Annotated in this window: 20 protein-coding genes; 10 read left to right on the forward strand and 10 right to left on the reverse strand. The window is 66.1% G+C overall.

Translation table 11 applies throughout. The annotated features are described in order from the left end of the window. Positions 1-3 precede the first annotated feature (3 nt). Positions 4-999 carry a tetratricopeptide repeat protein gene (locus ACIPK7_RS14525; RefSeq protein ID WP_401088454.1) on the reverse strand — a complete coding sequence of 332 codons (996 nt, stop codon included), beginning with the start codon at positions 997-999 and terminating at the stop codon, positions 4-6. A gap of 76 nt (positions 1,000-1,075) precedes the next feature. Continuing rightward, on the reverse strand, positions 1,076-1,429 hold the full coding sequence (locus ACIPK7_RS14530; RefSeq protein WP_401088456.1) for a hypothetical protein: 354 nt from the start codon (positions 1,427-1,429) through the stop codon (positions 1,076-1,078). 108 nt (positions 1,430-1,537) lie between these two features. On the opposite strand from ACIPK7_RS14530, the gene ACIPK7_RS14535 reads away from it, so the two are divergent. Continuing rightward, the gene (locus ACIPK7_RS14535) at positions 1,538-2,533 is read left to right on the forward strand and encodes a hydrolase (RefSeq protein ID WP_401088458.1); all 996 of its coding nucleotides are present in this window, start codon (positions 1,538-1,540) and stop codon (positions 2,531-2,533) included. Between the two features lie 82 nt (positions 2,534-2,615). After that, on the forward strand, positions 2,616-3,032 hold the full coding sequence (locus ACIPK7_RS14540; RefSeq protein WP_192432254.1) for a GNAT family N-acetyltransferase: 417 nt from the start codon (positions 2,616-2,618) through the stop codon (positions 3,030-3,032). A 227-nt stretch (positions 3,033-3,259) separates the two neighbouring features. Here ACIPK7_RS14540 and ACIPK7_RS14545 read toward each other — a convergent pair whose 3' ends face one another. Continuing rightward, positions 3,260-3,913: a TetR/AcrR family transcriptional regulator gene (locus tag ACIPK7_RS14545; protein ID WP_401088460.1), complete on the reverse strand. Its 654-nt coding sequence runs from the start codon at positions 3,911-3,913 to the stop codon at positions 3,260-3,262. Positions 3,914-4,158: 245 nt separating this feature from the next. Here ACIPK7_RS14545 and ACIPK7_RS14550 point away from each other — a divergent pair, with 245 nt between their 5' ends. The 6 genes from ACIPK7_RS14550 to ggt all read left to right on the forward strand — a co-directional run bounded on the left by ACIPK7_RS14550 (position 4,159) and on the right by ggt (position 10,788). Beyond that, positions 4,159-5,589, forward strand: a complete 1,431-nt coding sequence (locus tag ACIPK7_RS14550; protein ID WP_192432256.1) for a coniferyl aldehyde dehydrogenase — start codon at positions 4,159-4,161, stop codon at positions 5,587-5,589. Between the two features lie 33 nt (positions 5,590-5,622). Then, positions 5,623-6,168: a twin-arginine translocation pathway signal protein gene (locus ACIPK7_RS14555; RefSeq protein ID WP_192432257.1), complete on the forward strand. Its 546-nt coding sequence runs from the start codon at positions 5,623-5,625 to the stop codon at positions 6,166-6,168. A 39-nt stretch (positions 6,169-6,207) separates the two neighbouring features. After that, entirely contained in the window at positions 6,208-7,803 is a 1,596-nt protein-coding gene (locus ACIPK7_RS14560) for a GMC family oxidoreductase N-terminal domain-containing protein (RefSeq protein WP_401088462.1), read from the forward strand. A 294-nt stretch (positions 7,804-8,097) separates the two neighbouring features. Continuing rightward, positions 8,098-8,577 carry a pantetheine-phosphate adenylyltransferase gene (gene coaD, locus ACIPK7_RS14565; RefSeq protein WP_024767001.1) on the forward strand — a complete coding sequence of 160 codons (480 nt, stop codon included), beginning with the start codon at positions 8,098-8,100 and terminating at the stop codon, positions 8,575-8,577. Positions 8,578-8,709: 132 nt separating this feature from the next. Then, complete coding sequence (locus ACIPK7_RS14570) at positions 8,710-8,961, forward strand: YfhL family 4Fe-4S dicluster ferredoxin (RefSeq protein WP_017521427.1); 252 nt, start codon at positions 8,710-8,712, stop codon at positions 8,959-8,961. A 123-nt stretch (positions 8,962-9,084) separates the two neighbouring features. After that, positions 9,085-10,788: a gamma-glutamyltransferase gene (gene ggt / locus ACIPK7_RS14575; protein WP_401088464.1), complete on the forward strand. Its 1,704-nt coding sequence runs from the start codon at positions 9,085-9,087 to the stop codon at positions 10,786-10,788. Here the strand turns inward: ggt and ACIPK7_RS14580 are convergent, their stop codons facing one another. The 6 genes from ACIPK7_RS14580 to nudE form a co-directional block, all read right to left on the reverse strand. Then, positions 10,789-12,636 (reverse strand): Na/Pi cotransporter family protein, encoded by a 1,848-nt coding sequence (locus ACIPK7_RS14580; RefSeq protein ID WP_192432260.1) that lies wholly within the window; start codon positions 12,634-12,636, stop codon positions 10,789-10,791. It abuts the gene before it with no gap. 63 nt (positions 12,637-12,699) lie between these two features. Next, positions 12,700-13,038 carry a multidrug transporter gene (locus ACIPK7_RS14585; protein ID WP_192432261.1) on the reverse strand — a complete coding sequence of 113 codons (339 nt, stop codon included), beginning with the start codon at positions 13,036-13,038 and terminating at the stop codon, positions 12,700-12,702. An 84-nt stretch (positions 13,039-13,122) separates the two neighbouring features. Further along, positions 13,123-13,701 carry a lysophospholipid acyltransferase family protein gene (locus ACIPK7_RS14590; RefSeq protein ID WP_401088467.1) on the reverse strand — a complete coding sequence of 193 codons (579 nt, stop codon included), beginning with the start codon at positions 13,699-13,701 and terminating at the stop codon, positions 13,123-13,125. 83 nt (positions 13,702-13,784) lie between these two features. Next, a complete protein-coding gene (mutM, locus tag ACIPK7_RS14595; protein ID WP_401088469.1) occupies positions 13,785-14,597 on the reverse strand; it encodes a bifunctional DNA-formamidopyrimidine glycosylase/DNA-(apurinic or apyrimidinic site) lyase in 813 nt (270 codons plus the stop codon). Between the two features lie 39 nt (positions 14,598-14,636). Beyond that, positions 14,637-15,455 (reverse strand): 3'(2'),5'-bisphosphate nucleotidase CysQ, encoded by an 819-nt coding sequence (cysQ, locus tag ACIPK7_RS14600; RefSeq protein WP_192432264.1) that lies wholly within the window; start codon positions 15,453-15,455, stop codon positions 14,637-14,639. Beyond that, positions 15,455-16,021 carry an ADP compounds hydrolase NudE gene (gene nudE / locus ACIPK7_RS14605; protein WP_088415924.1) on the reverse strand — a complete coding sequence of 189 codons (567 nt, stop codon included), beginning with the start codon at positions 16,019-16,021 and terminating at the stop codon, positions 15,455-15,457. The genes cysQ and nudE overlap by 1 nt, the downstream gene beginning before the upstream one ends. Positions 16,022-16,147: 126 nt before the next feature. On the opposite strand from nudE, the gene yrfG reads away from it, so the two are divergent. After that, positions 16,148-16,810, forward strand: coding sequence for a GMP/IMP nucleotidase (gene yrfG / locus ACIPK7_RS14610; RefSeq protein ID WP_401088471.1), 663 nt, complete (start codon positions 16,148-16,150; stop codon positions 16,808-16,810). Between the two features lie 70 nt (positions 16,811-16,880). Here the strand turns inward: yrfG and lysM are convergent, their stop codons facing one another. Then, positions 16,881-17,318 (reverse strand): peptidoglycan-binding protein LysM, encoded by a 438-nt coding sequence (gene lysM / locus ACIPK7_RS14615; RefSeq protein ID WP_401088473.1) that lies wholly within the window; start codon positions 17,316-17,318, stop codon positions 16,881-16,883. 148 nt (positions 17,319-17,466) lie between these two features. Between lysM and ACIPK7_RS14620 the strand changes: the two genes are divergently transcribed. Continuing rightward, complete coding sequence (locus ACIPK7_RS14620) at positions 17,467-18,366, forward strand: LysR family transcriptional regulator (protein WP_401088475.1); 900 nt, start codon at positions 17,467-17,469, stop codon at positions 18,364-18,366. The last annotated feature ends 4 nt before the right edge of the window (positions 18,367-18,370 follow it).

Raw genomic sequence — 18,370 nt, forward strand, 5'->3', positions numbered from 1 at the left:
GCCTCACTGGCTCGCTGATTCCGCGGCGTCTGCCGCCTCTGCTGCATCAGCCGAGCTGGCTTCCACGGCTTCGGGCTCGGACGATGCATTCTCCACAGCGCGATTGGCGTGTCGGCGATCCGCCGCACCCGAGCAGTCCGCAGTACCGGACAGCTCGCCATCCAGCGCAGCGTGGGTCCAGTTTTCCAGACGGGTGTACCAGGCGGTGTCCTCGCCAGTCTTCAGCCAGGCGATGGCTTCCGCGTCCTGCTGCTGCGCGGCCTTTTCCAGCCAGAGCCGCGCCTGCAGCTTGTTCATGCCCGCGCCGGAACCATTCCAGTAGGCCTCGCCGACCTTGAACTGGGCGCGGGCATTGCCCTGGGTCGCCGCCTTGCAGAACCATTGGAAGGCCCTTTCGCGGCTGGCGGCGTAGCGGTCCAGCAGGGCGGCTTCCTCCTCACTGGCGGCGTCGTAGACGCCCTGGGAATCGTCGAGGTAGAACCACCCCAGGTTGGTCTCGGCATCCTCGCTGCCCGCCTTGGCGGCGCGCTCGAACCAGGTGCCGGCCTTGACCCGGTCCTTGTCGACGCCTTCGCCGCCCCAGTAGAGGACGCCCATCTCGTTCTGCGCGCCGGCATCACCCTGCTCCGCCGCCCTGGCGAACCAGCGTGCCGCCTCGACCTTGTCCTCCGGACCCCCGTCGCCATCGCGATAGAGCATGGCCAGTTGGACCTGCGCGCGAGCCATGCCGGCCTCGGCAGCCTTGCCCCACCATTTGCGCGCACCGGCGTAGTTCTGCTGGTGGTAGAAATAGGCACCGAAATCGAACAGCGCCTGCGGCTCGCCCGTTGCGGCGGCCTGCTGCAGGCGGGTGAATTCGGCGAACAGTTCTTCGCCGCGTGAATCACTCTGCTCGGCGCTGGGCGCGTCGTCACTGAAGTCGGAAGAAGCGCCCTCGGCCCAGGCAAAACCGGGCAAGGCTACGGTGAGTGCGGAGAGGAACAGCCAGCGGCTGAACATAGGGGACAATCCTCATGTCGGTTGAATCGGTCGGCCATCCGGGCCGACACCTTGATGCTGCTGGTGCAGCAAGCCCTCAGATGGACTTGCCGATATCGACGGTGCTGGTACGCACCAGTTCCACGTCATCGACCACCATCTTCCACTGGTTACCGTCCTGATAGGGCGGCTTGGAGACCTTGAAGTGCGTGTCGAACGGACCGAATCCAACCGTGAAGCCGTCGGCCTCGTAACGCTTGATCGGCGCCTCGATGGACTTCGAAGTGCTGCCCGATACCCGCTTGTAGACGACGCGCCCGTCGGCGGTGACCAGAAGGCTCATCTGCGGCGCAGTCCACAAGCCGACGTATGACTTGTGCTCCTGCGGCACCGGTTCGCCGCACGCGGCCAGCCACACGAGCAGGCTCAACGCCGCGATTTTCTTCCACATTCCATCCGCTCCTTTGCGTGGGTTTTCCTGACGATGGATGCATGAGGCATCCATCGCACGGCCGACTTGGCGTTACTATCACGACTCGTCGGCCCCATTCGATCCGTGATGACTATACCCTCCCCGTTCAAACCCGCCTGGTGGCTACCCGGCCCGCACCTGCAAACCCTCTATGGCTCGCTCGCACGCAAGGCGCCCAGCCTCGAGCGCACTCGCGAGCGCCTGTGGCTGGAGGACGGCGATTTCATCGACCTCGACTGGCACGGCCCGCACGAGGCGGATGCGCCGCTGGTGCTGGCGCTGCACGGGCTGACCGGCTCGTCGTCCTCGCACTACATCCTCGGCCTGCAGCAACAGCTGGCGGCGCAGGGGTGGGCCAGCGTGGCGCTGAACTGGCGCGGCTGCTCGGGCGAGTCGAACCTGCTGCCGCGCGGCTATCACTCAGGCGTCAGCGAAGACCTGGCCTCGGTGGTCGCCCACGTCCGCGCCAGGCGGCCGATGGCGCCGCTCTATGCCGTAGGCTATTCGCTGGGTGGCAACGTGCTGCTCAAATACCTGGGCGAAGCCTCGGACAGCTGCCCACTGAAAGGCGCAGTGGCGGTCTCGGTACCCTTCCGCCTGGACCAGTGTGCCGATCGCATCGGCATCGGCTTCTCCAGGGTCTACCAGGCGCATTTCATGCGCGAGCTGGTGGCCTATGTGCAGACCAAGCGCCAGGCCTTCGCCGCCGGCGGCCACGCGGAAAACCTCGCTGCACTGGAACGCCTCGGGCCGCTGGATGGCATGCGCACCTTCTGGGACTTCGACGACCGGGTGACCGCACCGCTGCACGGTTTCGCCGATGTACACGACTACTACCGGCGTGCCTCCAGTCGCTATTACCTGGGCGGCATCCGCGTGCCGACGCTGATCATCCAGTCCAGCGACGATCCGTTCATCCACGCCCACAGCGTGCCGCAGCTGGACGAGCTATCGGCCTCGACGCAAATGGAACTGCTGCCCCATGGCGGCCATGTCGGCTTCATCGGCGGCTCGCCAACGCGCCCGGACTACTACCTGGAGCGCCGTATCCCGCAGTGGCTGCGCGAACAGCGAGAGTCCTGACTGCGCTGGGTCAGCCACTGGGCGCCGGAATGAGGCAGACTGGAACTGCACCAGGAAGGAAACGCCAGGAAGGAGCGCCGCGATGCACGACACGCCGCTGACGATTCTGCACAACGAACCGCTGAGCGATGCCCAGTGCGCGGGCATCGCCGCGCTGTACCGCGCCGTGGGCTGGGGTTCGCCCGGCACCACCGCGGAGCTGCGCGACCTCTATGAATTCTCCAGCTACTTCCTGCTGGCCGTGGACGGCGAGCAGGTGCTCGGCCTGCTGCGCGCCGAAAGCGAAACGGCGCAGACCACGTGGCTTGCGGAAATCGCCGTGCTGCCGGGCTTCCAGTCCCGCGGGATCGGCCTTGCGCTGATGGCGCGCTTCCTCGCCGATCACCCGAACCGCACGCTCTACACCGATGCCACCGAGGGCGTGGAGGAGTTCTTCCTGCGTCACGGCATCGCCCTGCGTCGGCCACGGGTGCCGGGGCCGCGCCAGGTGGATGCCTGACGTGTTGAGCGGGATGGCCGGCGGATAACGCTGGCGCGTTATCCGCCCTACATAACCTGAGCCCCTTCCCAAGAGCCCCTCACCCTAACCCTCTCCCAGGGGGAGAGGGGACCGTTCGGCGCAAGGAGAAGCCAATTTATCAGCCGGCAGGATCTGCCCCCTCTCCCTACGGGAGAGGGTTGGGGTGAGGGAAAGGCGATCGCTCGGAAACATCCTGGCTGTAAGAATCAGTCTTCCAGCGGAACGTATAACCGGTCGAACACCGCCGCCACCGCTTCGCGGAACGCCGGGGCGATGTGCCCGCTTTCCAGCGCCAGCACCTGGTAGATACCGCGCCGCATCAGCGCTTCGCTGAGGTCGCTGGCCACTTCACGAGTGGTGCACAGGTAGCGCACCCAGGAGGTGAGGATGATCCAGGCGTTGAGGGTCAGGGCTTCGAGCTGGGGTTCGTCCATCTGCAGGATGCCGGCGTCGACGAAGCCCCGGTAAATCGCCTTGGCGTTGTCCATGGCGCGGCGGGCGAAGGAGCGATAGCCGGCGGCCAGCTCCGGGTCGGAATCCAGCAGGTGTTCCAGGTCGCGGTGCAGGAAGCGGTAATGCCACATCGCGGCGAGCAGCGCTTCGAGGTAGAAGGTCTTGTCCTCCACCGTCAACGCGCGCCCCTCGGGCAGGTGCAGGAACTGGTCGACGTGGCTTTCGTACTCGGCGAACAGCTGGGCGATGATCACCTGCTTGTTGCGGTAGTGGTAGTACAGGTTGCCCGGCGAGATGCCCAGGTGCGCGGCGATGTGGTTGGTGGTGACGCTGCGTTCGCCCTGGGCGTTGAACAGCTCCAGGCTGGCCTGGGCGATGCGGTCACGGGTGTTGATGCGTGGTGCCATTGCCAAAACTCGTCGAAGCGGATTGCGCGGATGCAAAGGTACACCGATTGCTACCACCTGACACAACGGGTGGGTCCGCCCAACTTTTCGTTGGCTGGGCCTGGCGGCGCGGAACCGGCATGCTGATTGACACTCTAGAGCAATTGCTCTAAAAAACCAGCGACAGCATAAAAACGCGAGGCATCCGGGATTCCTGTGCGAATCACCCGAGAGCCTCCCCACCACGCTTGCGCCAGGAGCCCGTCATGGTTGCCGATATCGCCTACCTGCAGCAGACCCAGCAGCAGATCAGTCAGCTGGAAACTCTTCTCGAACGCCAGCGCCAGGCGTATCGCGCCAACCCGATGCCCGACGCCGGCCAGCGCATCCAGTGGCTGAAAAGCCTCGCCAACCTGCTGGTGACCGAGCAGAAGGCGATCATCGACGCGATCAACGCCGACTTCAGCAACCGCTCCGCCGACGAGACCCTGCTCGCCGAAGTGCTGCCCAGCCTGCACGGCGTGCATTACGCGGCCAAGCGCGTGAAGAAGTGGATGAAGCCCTCGCGCCGCTCCGTGGGCATGCAGTTCATGCCAGCCTCGGCCAAGGTCATCTACCAGCCGCTGGGCGTGGTCGGCGTGATCGTACCGTGGAACTACCCGCTGTTCCTCGCCATCGGCCCGCTGACCGGGGCGCTGGCTGCCGGCAACCGGGTGATGATCAAGATGAGCGAATCCACCCCGGAATCCGCCCGCGTGCTGAAAGAGCTGCTGGGCAAAGTGTTCCCCGAAGACCTGGTCGCCGTGGTTCAGGGTGAAGTGGACGTCGGTGTGGCCTTCTCCAAGCTGCCCTTCGATCACCTGCTGTTCACCGGCGCCACCAGCGTCGGCAAGCACGTGATGCGCGCCGCCGCCGAGAACCTCACCCCGGTCACCCTGGAGCTGGGCGGCAAGTCGCCGGCCATCGTTTCCGCGAGCGTGCCGATGAAGGACGCCGCCGAGCGTATCGCCTTCGGCAAGTCGCTCAACGCCGGCCAGACCTGTGTGGCGCCGGACTATGTGCTGGTGCCGCAGAACCGCGTCGACGAGTTCGTCGAGAGCTACCGCCAGGTGGTCCAGGGCTTCTTCCCGAAACTGGAGAACAACCCTGACTACACCGCGATCATCAACGAGCGTCAGCTGTCGCGCCTGAACGGCTACCTCGCCGATGCCCAGGCCCGTGGCGCCACTGTCGTGCCGCTGTTCCCGCAGGCCCAGGGCCGCCGCCTGCCGCAGGCGCTGGTGCTGAACGTGACCGACGAGATGAAGATCATGCAGGAAGAGATCTTCGGCCCGCTGCTGCCGGTGATCCCCTACCAGAGCCTCGACCAGGCGCTCAGCTACATCAACGAGCGCGACCGCCCGCTGGCGCTGTACTTCTTCGGCTACGACAAGCGCGAGCAGGACCACGTACTGGCCCAGACCCATTCGGGCGGCGTGTGCCTGAACGACACCCTGCTCCACGTTGCCCAGGACGACATGCCGTTCGGCGGCGTCGGCCCGTCCGGCATGGGCCACTACCACGGCCACGAAGGCTTCCTGACCTTCTCCAAGGCCAAGGGCGTGTTCAGCAAGCCGCGCTTCAACGCCGCGCGGGTGATCTACCCGCCCTACGGCAAGTCGCTGCAGAAACTGGTCTACAAGCTGTTCATCCGCTGACCGACCCCATCCACCCAAGGTGACAGAACAAGAATGACAGACACCTCCCTGAGCGCGCCGGGACTCTCCCGGCGCGGCGTGCTCAAGATCGGCCTGCTGGGCGGAGCCTTCCTCGCCACGGCGGGCGTCACCGCCACCCTGAGCGGCTGCTCGGCCAGTACTCCGGCCAACGGTTTCGCCGTGCTGCGCGACTCCGACCTGCCCTTCCTGCGTGCGCTGATCCCGGTGATGCTGGCCGGCGCAGTGCCCGCCGAGCGCATGGCCGAGGCGGTCAAGGGCACCATCGAAAGCCTCGACAACAGCCTCAATCACCTCTCCCCGGAGATGCTCAAGCTCACCGTGCAGCTGTTCGACGTGCTCGCCCTGCCGATCACCCGCGGGCCGCTCACCGGCATCTGGGGCAGCTGGGACAACGCCAGCGCGGACGACGTGAAGAACTTCCTGAACCGCTGGCAGAACAGCTCCATCTCCCTGCTGAAGATGGGCCACAGCTCGCTGCTGCAACTGGTGATGATGGCCTGGTACGGGCGCACGGAATCCTGGGGCCACTGCGGCTACCCCGGCCCGCCGAAAATCTGATTTCGCCAGAACAACAAGAATTCGCCTGAGAGATTCCCGATGCCCGTACCCGATCTGTTCGCCGAGGGCCTGGCCCGCGGCTGGAAAGTCCATAACGGCTCGCGCCTGGACAAGGACCTGACCCTGGAAGCCGACGTCGTCATCGTCGGCAGCGGCGCCGGTGGCGGCACCACCGCCGAAGCCCTGAGCGCTGCCGGCTACAAGGTGCTGCTGGTGGAAGAAGGCCCGCTCAAGACCAGCACAGACTTCAAGATGCAGGAGTCCGACGCCTACCCCAGCCTGTACCAGGAAGGCATCGGCCGGATGAGCAAGGATGGCGCCATCACCATCCTCCAGGGCCGCGCCGTGGGCGGCACCACCCTGGTCAACTGGACCTCCAGCTTCCGCACCCCCGAGCCGACCCTGGAACACTGGGCCAAGGAACACGACGTGAAGGGCCACAGCGTCGCCGAGATGGCGCCCTGGTTCGAGAAGATGGAGCAGCGGCTGGGCGTCGCGCCCTGGATCATGCCGCCCAACGCCAACAACGACGTGATCCGCAATGGCTGCGAGAAGCTCGGCCTGCACTGGAAGGTCATCCCGCGCAACGTCCGTGGCTGCTGGAACATCGGTTATTGCGGGATGGGCTGCCCGACCAACGCCAAGCAGTCGATGCTGGTGACCACCATCCCGGCGACCCTGGAAAAGGGCGGCGAACTGCTGTTCCTCGCCCGCGCCGATCGCCTGCTGCACGACGGCAACAAGGTCAGCGGCCTGGAGTGCTCGGCCATGGACGAGCGCTGCGTCGCCCCCACCGGCCGCAAGATCACCATCAAGGCGCGTCACTACGTGCTCTCCGGCGGCGGCATCAATACCCCGGCGATCCTCCTGCGCTCCAAGGCGCCGGACCCGAACGGCCGCGTCGGCCAGCGCACCTTCCTGCACACGGTGAACTTCAGCGCCGCCCTGTTCGACGAGGTCATCAACCCCTTCTACGGCGCGCCGCAGTCGATCTATTCCGACCACTTCCAGTGGGACGATGGCGCCGCCGGGCGCATGTCCTACAAGCTCGAAGTCCCGCCGCTGCAGCCGGCGCTCAGCGCCACCCTGCTCGGCCGCTTCGGCGAGGACAACGCGCTGCGCATGGAGCAGCTGCCGCACACCAACGTGATCCTGGCGCTGATGCGCGACGGCTTCCACCCGGACAGCGCGGTCGGCTCGGTCAGCCTGCGCGGCGACGACACCCCGGTGCTCGACTACCAGATGACCGACTACACCTGGGACGGCATCCGCCGCGCCTTCCACACCATGGCCGACATCCAGTTCGCCGCTGGCGCCAAGGCCGTGCTGCCGCTGCATGCCGATGCCGACTACGTGAAGAGCGCCAAGGAAGCCCACGAACTGATCGACGGCCTGAGCCTGGAGCTCTACCGCACCCGCCTGGGCAGCGCCCACGTGATGGGCGGATGCGCCATGGGCGAGGATCCAAAGCAGTCGGTGTGCGACAGCCTCGGCCGCCACCACCAGTTGGAGAATCTGTCGATCCACGACGGCTCGCTGTTCCCCACCAGCATCGGCGCCAACCCGCAGCTCTCGGTCTACGGCCTCACCGCGCAACTGGCCGACGCCCTGGCCAAGCGCCTGGGCAGGGCCTGAGGCGCAATCCGGCTCCCGTAGGGCGCATAACGCGCCAGCGTTATCCGCCGCGGGTTGGCCGGCGGATAACCCGTTCCGGGTTATTCGCCCCACGAAACAGAGCAGCATCAGGCAAGACCACACGCGCAGGCTCTGGCACAGGCCCTGCGCGTGACTCACCGGTCTCTCGCCGGCTATCTCAGGTAGTCCGTTCACAGAAGCACTACCAAGGTCGCTTGGCCCCACGGACATGCTGCGTTACCATCCGCCCGCTATTGCACCAGCCTGCCAACAAGAGCCGACCAGGACGCCGCGATGAATCGAGTGTTGTACCCGGGTACCTTCGACCCCATCACCAAAGGCCATGCCGATCTGGTGGAACGCGCCTCGCGACTGTTCGACCAGGTGATCATTGCCGTCGCCGCCAGCCCCAAGAAAAACCCCCTGTTCCCGCTGGAACAGCGCGTAGAACTGGCCCGCCAGGTCACCTCGCATCTGCCCAACGTGGAAGTCGTCGGTTTCTCGACGCTGCTCGCCCATTTCGCCAAGGAACAGAACGCCAACATCCTACTGCGCGGCCTGCGCGCGGTGTCGGACTTCGAGTACGAGTTCCAGCTGGCCAACATGAACCGCCAGCTCGCGCCCGACCTGGAAAGCATGTTCCTCACACCGTCGGAGAAATACTCCTTCATCTCCTCCACCCTGGTGCGCGAGATCGCGGCGCTGGGCGGCGACATCACCAAGTTCGTGCATCCCGCGGTGGCCAGCGCCCTGGCCGAGCGCTTCAAGCGCTGACCGCGCAACCGCCAAGGACGGCGGTTTCCGTCTACTGACTCCCCTTCGCGTGCACTAACCGCGCCGATACGGCACAATTTCACCATTGTTGCTACCGATCGCCATGGCTGCCGTCATGGTTGGAGTTGTTCGATGTCCCTGAAAATCACTGACGATTGCATCAACTGCGACGTCTGCGAACCCGAGTGCCCCAATGCCGCGATCTCCCAGGGCGAGGAGATCTACGTCATCGACCCGAACCTGTGCACCGAGTGCGTCGGTCACTATGACGAGCCGCAGTGCCAGCAGGTCTGCCCGGTCGACTGCATCCCCCTCGACGAAAGCAACGTCGAGAGCAAGGATCAGCTGATGGAAAAGTACAAGAAGCTCACCGGCAAAGCCTGACTTCGCGCGTTTCGACACTTTTTCATTGAGTTCTCACAAACCCGGGGCGTTGTGGATTGTCTATCCTCCACCTTCGCCCCGTTTGGTTTTCCAGCCGGCCCTGCCGGCGGTTCGTGAGATGCCATGTCCTCGTTGAATTCCCGCTCCCGCGCCTCCCTGCTTGGCTTCTGTAGCCTCCTGCTGCTGAGCTTTGCCCTGCACGCTGCGGAACATCCGGCCCAGGCCAGCGTTGCCAGCGCGCACCCATCGGCTACCGTGGCCGGCCTGGAGACCCTCGCTGACGGCGGTAACGCCTTCGACGCCGCCGTGGCCATCGCTGCTGCGCTGGCGGTGGTCGAGCCCTATGGTTCCGGCCTGGGCGGGGGCGGCTTCTTCCTGCTACGCAAGGCCGGCAACCCGCCGACCTACCACTTCATCGACGCCCGCGAACGCGCCCCGCTAGCCGCCCACGCGCGGATGTACGAGCGCAACGGCAAGGTCGACCCGCAACTGTCGCTCAACGGCCCGCTGGCCGCCGGCATCCCCGGCCTGCCCGCCGCCCTGGCGGACATCACCAGCCGCTATGGCCGCAAGACCCTGGCGAACAACCTTGTGCCGGCGATCCGCCTTGCCACCGACGGCGTGTCCATCGACCGCGTCTACATCGACCGCGCCTCCTGGCGTCTGGACGCGATGCGCAAGGACCGCGAGACCGCGCGCATCTTCCTCGATCAGGGCAACCTGCCCGAGGAATACAGCCTGATGCGCCAGCCGCAGCTGGCCAACACCCTGGAGAAGCTGGCGCGCTACGGCCGCATCGGTTTCTACGAAGGCGAAACCGCCGAGAAACTGGTGGAAGGCGTGCGCGCCGCCGGCGGCGTCTGGAGTCTGGAAGACCTCGCCAGCTACCGCACCGTCGAACGCCAGGCACTGCGCTACCCGCTGGCCGACGGCCGCGAACTGATCAGCGCCCCGCCGCCCTCCGCCGGCGGCGTGGCCCTGGCGCAAAGCCTGGGCATGCTGCAGCAACTGCCTTGGCAGAAAGCCGAACCGGTGCAGCGCGCGCATTACGTAGTCGAAGCTCTGCGCCGCGCCTACCGTGACCGCGGCCTGCTGGGCGACCCGGACCGCGTCGCCAACCCGGTCAACCAACTGCTCGCGCCGGACTACCTGAAGCGCCTGGCCGCCGGTATCGATCCGCAGCGCGCCACGCCCAGCTCCTCCCTGCCGCCGGCACCCGCCTGGCGCGAAGGCGATCACACCACCCACTTCGTGGTAATGGACGCCGACGGCAATGCCGTCGCCGCCACTTTGTCGGTCAACCTTCCGTTCGGCGCGGCCTTCACCGTGCCGGGCACCGGCGTATTGCTCAACGACGAGATGGACGACTTCGCCACCGACGTCAGCGGCGCCAACGCCTACCAGTTGGCCGGCAGCCAGGCCAATGCGGTGGCCGCCGGCAAGCGCCCGCTGTCGAGCATGAGCCCGAGCTTCATCGAAAGCCCCACCGAACTGGCCGCCTTCGGCACGCCGGGCGGCAGCCGGATTCCCAGCATGGTGCTGCTGGCAATACTGGAGTACCTGGACGGCAAGCCGGTGCAGCGCTGGGTCTCTTCGCCGCGCTACCACCATCAGTTCCTGCCCGACGTGATCGAGCATGAACCGCGCGCCTTCACCGCCGCCGAAATGGCCGACCTGCAGCGCCGGGGTTACACCCTCAAGGACGTCGGTCGCGCCTATGGCAACCAGCAGGTGTTGCTGTGGAACAAGAAGTCCGGCGAGGTGCAGTCCGCCAGCGATCCGCGCGGCATCGGTCTGGCGACCGAACTGGCGGCGCCGCTGCGCTGATCAGGGCAGGATGAGGGCCGGAGCGTCCTCTTCGCGAGCATCGAACAAACCATGTTCGGTGCCCAGTTGCAGCACGTTGCGCAAGCTCTGGATGATCCGGCTGACGTAGCCCAGGTCGTTCATCAGCGAGCTCATCTGCAGGCCGTCCAGCTCCTGTCGGCGCACCGCCGCGAACAGGCGCTGGCGGAACGCCGCGTCGAACTCCGCAGCGCTTTCGTCGAGCAACTGCAGACGCGCCACCAAAGCCTCCTCCGGCAGATCGCCGCCAAGCAGCGAGCCCAGCGCGCGGACTTCACGCAACATACCGATCAGGTGCCGGCGCAGCTCGACGTAGGTGTCGCGCAGCGTCGAAGGCTCACCCAGCAGTGCCTGGCCGAGGTTCTTCTGCAGGTGCTTGGCGTCCTTCACCGCGTCCACCAGCTGCAGCGCCACCACCTGGCAGGACAGCCAGAAGCGCTGGTGTTCCTCGTCCAGCGGCACTTCCAGGCGGCTCATGAAGCTCAGCAGGTCGCCATACACGCCCTTGATATGGCGCTGGTAAAGCACTTCCGCTGCCAGCGCATGGCGATCCGGTGCAGCCTGCAGCTGGCTCTCGTCCACCCGCGGCTGGTTGAGCATCTCCACCGGCAGGTACAGCGCGTGGCAGATCACCTCGATGCTCAGGCGCCCCAGGTGGCGCAACTCCTGCAGCACCGCGCTGGCGGCGGCGTCAGCGGAATCCAGCGCGCGTTCGTTGAGGTAGCGCGCATGGGTGCGTTCGATGGAGGGCAGAGCCGGCGCCATGTCGGTGATCAGCACCGTCGGCTCTTCGACCTCCGGCAGCCAGCGCACGAGCGCATTGGCCAATGCACCCTGGATCGGCCAGAAGAGCACCACGCCCATGCCATTGAACAGGGTGTGGAACAGCGCCAGCTGGATCATCGGATTGTCCGCCAGCCCCACCGGCGTCACCAGCCAGTGCACCAGCCAGGTCAGCGGTGCGAGCAGGAGGAACGCCAGCACCCCGGTCACCACGTTGAACAGCACGTGCGCCAGCGCCAATCGCTGCCCGCTGCGGTTGCCGCCCAGGGAGCCGACAAAGGCCGTGGTGACGCTGCTGCCGACATTGGAGCCGATGGCGATCGCAAGGCTCTGACCCAACTCCAGCTGGCCGCCCGCAAGGGCGGCTAACGTCAGCATCAGGGTCGCGTGACTGGACTGCAGCACCACGGTGATGAGGATGCCGAAAGTGACGAACAGCAGCGCGCCGAGCATGCCCTCCGAGCGCAGTTCGCTCATGTCCATGGCGTCGCCGAAGCTGCCGAAGCCATCCTTGATCTGGTCGATGCCCAGGAAGATGAAGGCGATGCCCAGCAGGATGCGTCCGGCGGCCTTGCTCTTGGCGCCGTTGAACCCCATCAGCACGCCGAACACCAGCAAGGGCAGCGCCAGGGGGCTGAGGCTGAGGTTCTGCCCGGCCAGCGCCAGCAGCCAGATGCCGCTGGTGGCACCGAGGTTTGCCCCAAAAAGAATGGCGATACCACCGGCCAACTGGATCAGCCCGGTGCTGATGAAGGCGATGGTGAGCAGGGAAACCAGGGTCGAGGATTGCAGTAGAAAGGTGCCGATGAGGCCGAACAGCAGGCTCTTGCCGCGGGTTGCGGTGCTCTTCTCCAGCCAGCGCTCGAGCTGGCTGCCGGCGAGGTCGCGCAGGCCTTCCTCCAGGCACTGCATGCCGAACAGGAACAGCGCCAGGCCCGCTCCCAACTGCAGCAGACCGGCGCTGGACCAGAAGGTGTAGCCCAGGGCGACGGCGACCAGCAGCAGAAGCAGCGGACGCAGGTGCTTCTTCAGCGCGCTCAGGTTCATCGGCTACCCAAGGAGTTCACCCGGCGATCCGGGCTGGCGAGGCGGCCACGCCGCCCCAGCCGATCAGTCCTTCTTGTAGCCGCTGGTGGTGCAGCCCAGGCAGCGCACGAAGGCGGCCTTGCCCGGATCGACCACGAGCGCCTGACCGGCTTCCTTGACGTTACCGCCAGCCGCGCTGAACGGCAGGGTCACCACGAAGGCCGCGGTACCGACTACGGTGGCGGCGATCAGCAGCGGACGCGCGATCAGCAGGTCACCGAGCATCGAATAAAACGGTGGGGCCGAGACGACGTAGGTCGGGTCGCCACTGACGTTGCTCACTTCTTCCTGAGCAACAGCCGGCAGCACCGAAAATGCACAGACCAGTGCCATCGCAGTGGCGGCGGTGCGGAACAGGGTCATGGAGGGAAGTCCTTTTTTGTGTAGTTGGGGCAGGCAGACTGCCATAACTATAACAGCGCTCCATGACTTGTCGCGTGACAGCCTTCAATCGCCGAAGAATGCGTATTCCGGCTTTTTCGGCACGAACGGCCGATAGAACGCCAGCATCCGGCGCAGGTCGGCGGCTTCATCGCCGGTGGGCCAGAACGGCTCGCCGATGACGATGCGCCGGCCGGGGTAATCCAGCGCCGCCAGCACGATGGGCACGCCCGCGCCACGGGCGATGTGGTAGAAGCCCATTTTCCAGCGTTCGACCTTCTTGCGCGTGCCCTCCGGGGAGAGGATCAGCATCATCTCGCGGTTATCGTGAAAGGCCTGGATCGCCTGGTCCACGGTATTCAGCTTGCGGTGGCGCTGGATCGGGATGCCGCCCCAGCGGCGCATGAGGCCGCCAAAGGGCCCGCGGAAGATGGTGTGCTTGCCGAACCAGCGGGCGTTCAGGCGCAGCACGAACTTCACCGCCAGAAAGAGAATGAAGTCCCAGTTGGACGTATGGTGCGCGCCGATCACCACGAACTTGTCGAGTGGGGGCAGCGCACCTTCGATACGCCAGCCGGCCAGGCGCAGCATGCTGTGGCCGAGCGCCTCGGCGAACGGGTTGCGGGGCAGATAGTTGCCGGACATGAGTCACCTGAAGGCCCCTCTTCGGAGGCCTTTGTTGTTATGAGGGAGGGCAGATCGGGCAGCTTAACGGCCGCCCACGGGCTTCAGCGTTGGCAGCGCGGACAGTAGACGCTGGCGCGCTGGCCGAGGCGCACTTCGCGCAGGGTCGAACCACAGACCTTGCACGGCTCGCCACCGCGCCCATAGGCGAAGAGTTCCTGCTGGAAATAGCCAGGCTGGCCATCGCCACCGACGAAGTCGCGTAGCGTCGTGCCGCCGCGCTCGATGGCAATGGCGAGGATGCGCTTGATCTCCTGGGCGAGCTTAACGTAGCGCGCCCGCGAGATGGTTCCGGCTTCGCGGCGCGGGTCGATACCAGCAGCGAACAGCGCCTCGGTGGCGTAGATGTTGCCCACGCCGACTACCACCGCGTTGTCCATGATGAAGGGCTTCACCGCCATGCTGCGGTTGCGCGACAGCTGGAACAGCCGCTCGCCCTCGAAGGCATCGGTCAGCGGCTCCGGACCGAGGTGGCGCAGCAGTTCGTGCTCCAGCGGCGTCAGGCTCCAGAGCAACGCGCCGAAGCGACGCGGGTCGGTGTAGCGCAGCGCCATGCCCGACTCCAACTCGATATCCACGTGCTCGTGACGCGCCGCCGGCGTGCCGCATTCCACCAGACGCAGGTTGCCAGACATGCCCAGGTGGCTGATCAGCGTGCCCACCTCGGCATTGAGCAACAGGTACTTGGCGCGCCGCTCCACCTTCACGATGCGCTGTCCGGACAGGCGAACGTCCAGATCCTCGGGAATCGGCCAGCGCAAGCGGCGCTCGCGGACGATCACGCGGCTGACGCGCTGGCCTTCGAGGTGGGGCGCGATGCCCCGGCGGGTGGTTTCGACTTCAGGTAACTCGGGCATGGGTCAGAATTTCTGAGGAGCTATCTATAGGGTAAGGGGTCAGTCCAGCGCGCGGGCGAGCTGGATAAGGTCACCGCGCCAGGCCGCGTCCTTGGGCAACGCCAGGAAGGACCCGTTGAGCAGACTCTCCCGCGCTTCATAGGTGAAGGGCTCGCCGCGCACGTCCAGCACTTCTCCGCCAGCGCCTTCCAGCACGCCCTGGGCCGCAGCGGTGTCCCACTGGCTGGTCGGCGCAAGGCGCGGATAGCAGTCCGCCGAGCCTTCGGCGAGCAGGCAGAACTTCAGGGAGCTGCCGATGTTGGCCAGGTTCAGGTCGCCGAAGCGCTGCGCGAGACCGGCCAGCAGCTTTTCCTGCTGCGGACTGGAGTGGCGCTTGCTGGCCACCACGGTGAAGACGTCGTCCGGCTCGGTGCGCACTTCGATGGCTTCGGGCTCGTTGCCGCGATCCTCGCACCAGGCGCCCAGGCCGGCACCGCCGTAGTAGCAGCGGCCGCTGGCCGGAATGCCGACCACGCCGAAAACCACCCGGCCGTGCTCGATCAGCGCGACGTTGACGGTGAATTCGTCACTGCCGGAGATGAACTCCTTGGTGCCGTCCAGCGGATCAACCAGCCACCAGCGGGTCCACTGGGCACGCTGTTCCAGCGGAATGTCGCAGTCCTCCTCGGACAGCACCGGCACATCTGGCGCCAGCGCGCGCAGACCGTCGGCCAGCACGCGGTGGGCGGCCAGGTCGGCGGCGGTCACCGGCGACTCGTCCGCCTTGCTCTGGACATCCAGGTCGCCTTGCCAGAAGGGCAGGATCACATCGCCTGCCTTGTGCACCAGGTCGATCACGGCAGGCAGAAAAGCATTCATCACGGCTGGAATTCCCCTCGTTGGGTCAGCAGGTCACGTACCAGATAGAGCGCGGCCAGGGCCCGCCCTTCGCTGAACTGGGCATTCTGCGCAAGACTGGAAAGCTCGCGCAGGCTGATCTTGTCCACGCCCATCGGCTCGGGCTCATCGCCGGGCAGCGATTCCTCGTAGAGGTCGCGGGCGAGCACCACCTGGATGCGCTGGCTCATGTAACCGGGCGACAGCGATAGCTCGGTGATGTACTCGAGCTGGCGGGCGCCATAGCCGGCTTCTTCCTTCAGCTCGCGGTTGGCGGCGTCGAGGATGTCTTCCCCCGGCTCCACCAGGCCCTTGGGCAGCGACAGCTGGTACTCGTCGACTCCGGCGCAGTATTCCTCGACCAGCACGGCGTGTTCGGCGTCGAGCATGGCGATCACCATCACCGCGCCGTAGCCCTGCCCCTTGCCCACCAGGCGCTCGTAGGTACGCTCAACGCCATTGGAGAAGCGCAGCTGCAGCTCCTCGACGGCGAAAAGCCGGCTTCTGGCAACGATCTCTCGGGCGAGGACCGTGGGTTTCTGACGCATGGGGCGACTCCTGGGGGTGGCCGGGTCGGCTATGATAACCCGCCTTTTCCGATTCTCCGTGTCAGATATCGCGCCGATTCCGTCCACCGGCGGCGCAATTGCGACACCCTTTTGCGAAAGCCCAGCATGTCACGCCTGCCCTGGAACCAGATCGACACCGTCCTCCTCGACATGGACGGCACCTTGCTCGATCTGCATTTCGACAACCACTTCTGGCTCGAACACCTGCCGCAACGCTATGCCGAACACCACAGCATCAGCCGCGCCGAGGCCGACGCCGAGCTGCTGCCGTTGTTCCGCGACAACGCAGGCTTGCTCAACTGGTACTGCCTGGACTTCTGGAGTCGCGAGCTCAAGCTGTCGATCCTCGACCTCAAGCACGAGGTCGCCGACCTCATCGCCCTGCGCCCGGACGCCGACCTGTTCCTCGCCGAACTGCGCCGGCATGGCAAGCGCGCGGTGCTGATCACCAATGCCCACCGTGATTCGCTGTCGCTGAAGATGCAGCGGGTGGAGCTGTCGCCCTGGTTCGACCGGCTGATCAGCTCCCACGACTATGGTTTCCCCAAGGAGGACCAGCAGTTCTGGCAGGCGCTGCGGGCGGACGTCGGTTTCGATCCGGCGCGAAGCCTGTTCATCGACGACAGCCTGCCGATCCTGCGTGCCGCGCGGACCTTCGGCGTCGCCCAGTTGCTGGCGGTGCGCCAGCCGGACAGCCGCCAGGGACCGAAGGACACCGAGGAATTCGCCGCCCAGGAAGACTACCGGGCGCTGCTCGACGGGTTATGAGGCGCGCGGCTGCAGAAACAGCGAGCCCGGCGCAGGGCCGGGCTCGTGGACTTCCTGTTGCAAAATCCGCTTATGCCGGAATCCGCAGCACCTGGCCGGGATAGATCTTGTCCGGATGGCTGAGCAGCGGCTTGTTCGCCTCGAAAATCTTATTGTAGAGGTTGGCGTTGCCGTACTCCGCCTTGGCGATGGCGCTGAGCGTGTCGCCCTTCTTCACCGTGACGAAGCGCGCTTCCGGGGCCGGGGCGGCGACGGTGATGTGGTCTTCCACACCGGAAACACCTGCGACGTTGCCCAGCGCGAGGAGGATCTTCTCCTTCTCTTCCTGGCTGGCCACTTCACCCGTGGCGATCACCTTGTCGCCTTCGACGCTGACCTGGATGTTCGGGTTGCCCAGACCCACCTTGGCGATGTGGTCCTTGAGCGATTCGGCGGCCTGCGCCTCCTGGCCCACAATGCTTTCCCACAGCTTCTCGCCGGCTTCCTTCACGAACGCAAAAATGCCCATTTCCAACCTCCCTACGGTTACAGTGACAAGCGGCCGGCATTGGGCAGACCGCGCGCCCCTGGAGTCTAGACGGCGACTTCCGCAGCGCCTGACGGAAAAGCCCTAATCCTTCCCCGACCCGACAGAACGCCCCGGAGCCCTCCCGCCGATGGACATCAAGCAGCTGAAATTCCTCTGCGCCCTGGACGAGACGCGGCATTTCGGCCAGGCGGCGGCGCGCTGCCATGTCACCCAGCCAACCCTGTCCATGCGCTTGCGCAGCCTGGAGGAAGAACTGGGCCTGGAACTGGTGCGCCGCGGGCAGCGCTTCGAAGGCTTCACCGAAGCCGGCGAACGTGTGCTGGCCTGGGCCCGCAGCCTGCTGGCGGCCCACGACGGGCTCTACGCCGAGGCAGCCGCGTGCCGTGGCCAACTGGTCGGCACCCTGCGCCTGGGCCTGGTACCCCTGGCGGGGTTCGACCCTATGCGGCTGATCGAGCTGTTCGCCCAGCGCCACCCGGAACTGCGCTTCCAGCTGTTCGCCCTGAGCTCGGAAAACATCCTCGAAGGCCTGGGCCGCAATCAGCTGGACCTCGGCCTGTCGTACCTCGACCGACTCGACCGCGAGCACTTCGAAAGCCTGGAACTGGCCGCCACGCGCATGGGCCTGCTGCACGACCGCCGGCACTTCCAGATCGACAGCCCGACCCTGAGCTGGGATGTCCTGGCGGAGCTGCCACTGGGTCTGCTCTCGGCCGGCATGCACTTCCGCCAGTCCATCGACCACGGCTTCCGCAGCCGCGGCCTGACCCCCCAGGCGCGCCTGGAAACCGACGCCGTGCACCAACTGGTGCAGGCCGTTGAGCGCGGGCTGTGTTGCGCGATCATGCCGCTGGGCAGCGGGCTGGACGCCCAGGGCGAGCACTTCGCCCTCACCCCGATAGAGGACGCGCGCACGCTGGCGCCGCTGGGCCTGATCCTGCGCCGCAGCGAGCCGCGCTCGGCGTTGGCCGAGGCCTGCTTCCGCGAAGCGGCGGTTTTGCTGGACGGTTCCGAGACCGACCGATAGACCG

Source organism: Pseudomonas sp. NPDC086581 (genome assembly GCF_044746165.1).
Taxonomy (GTDB): domain Bacteria; phylum Pseudomonadota; class Gammaproteobacteria; order Pseudomonadales; family Pseudomonadaceae; genus Pseudomonas.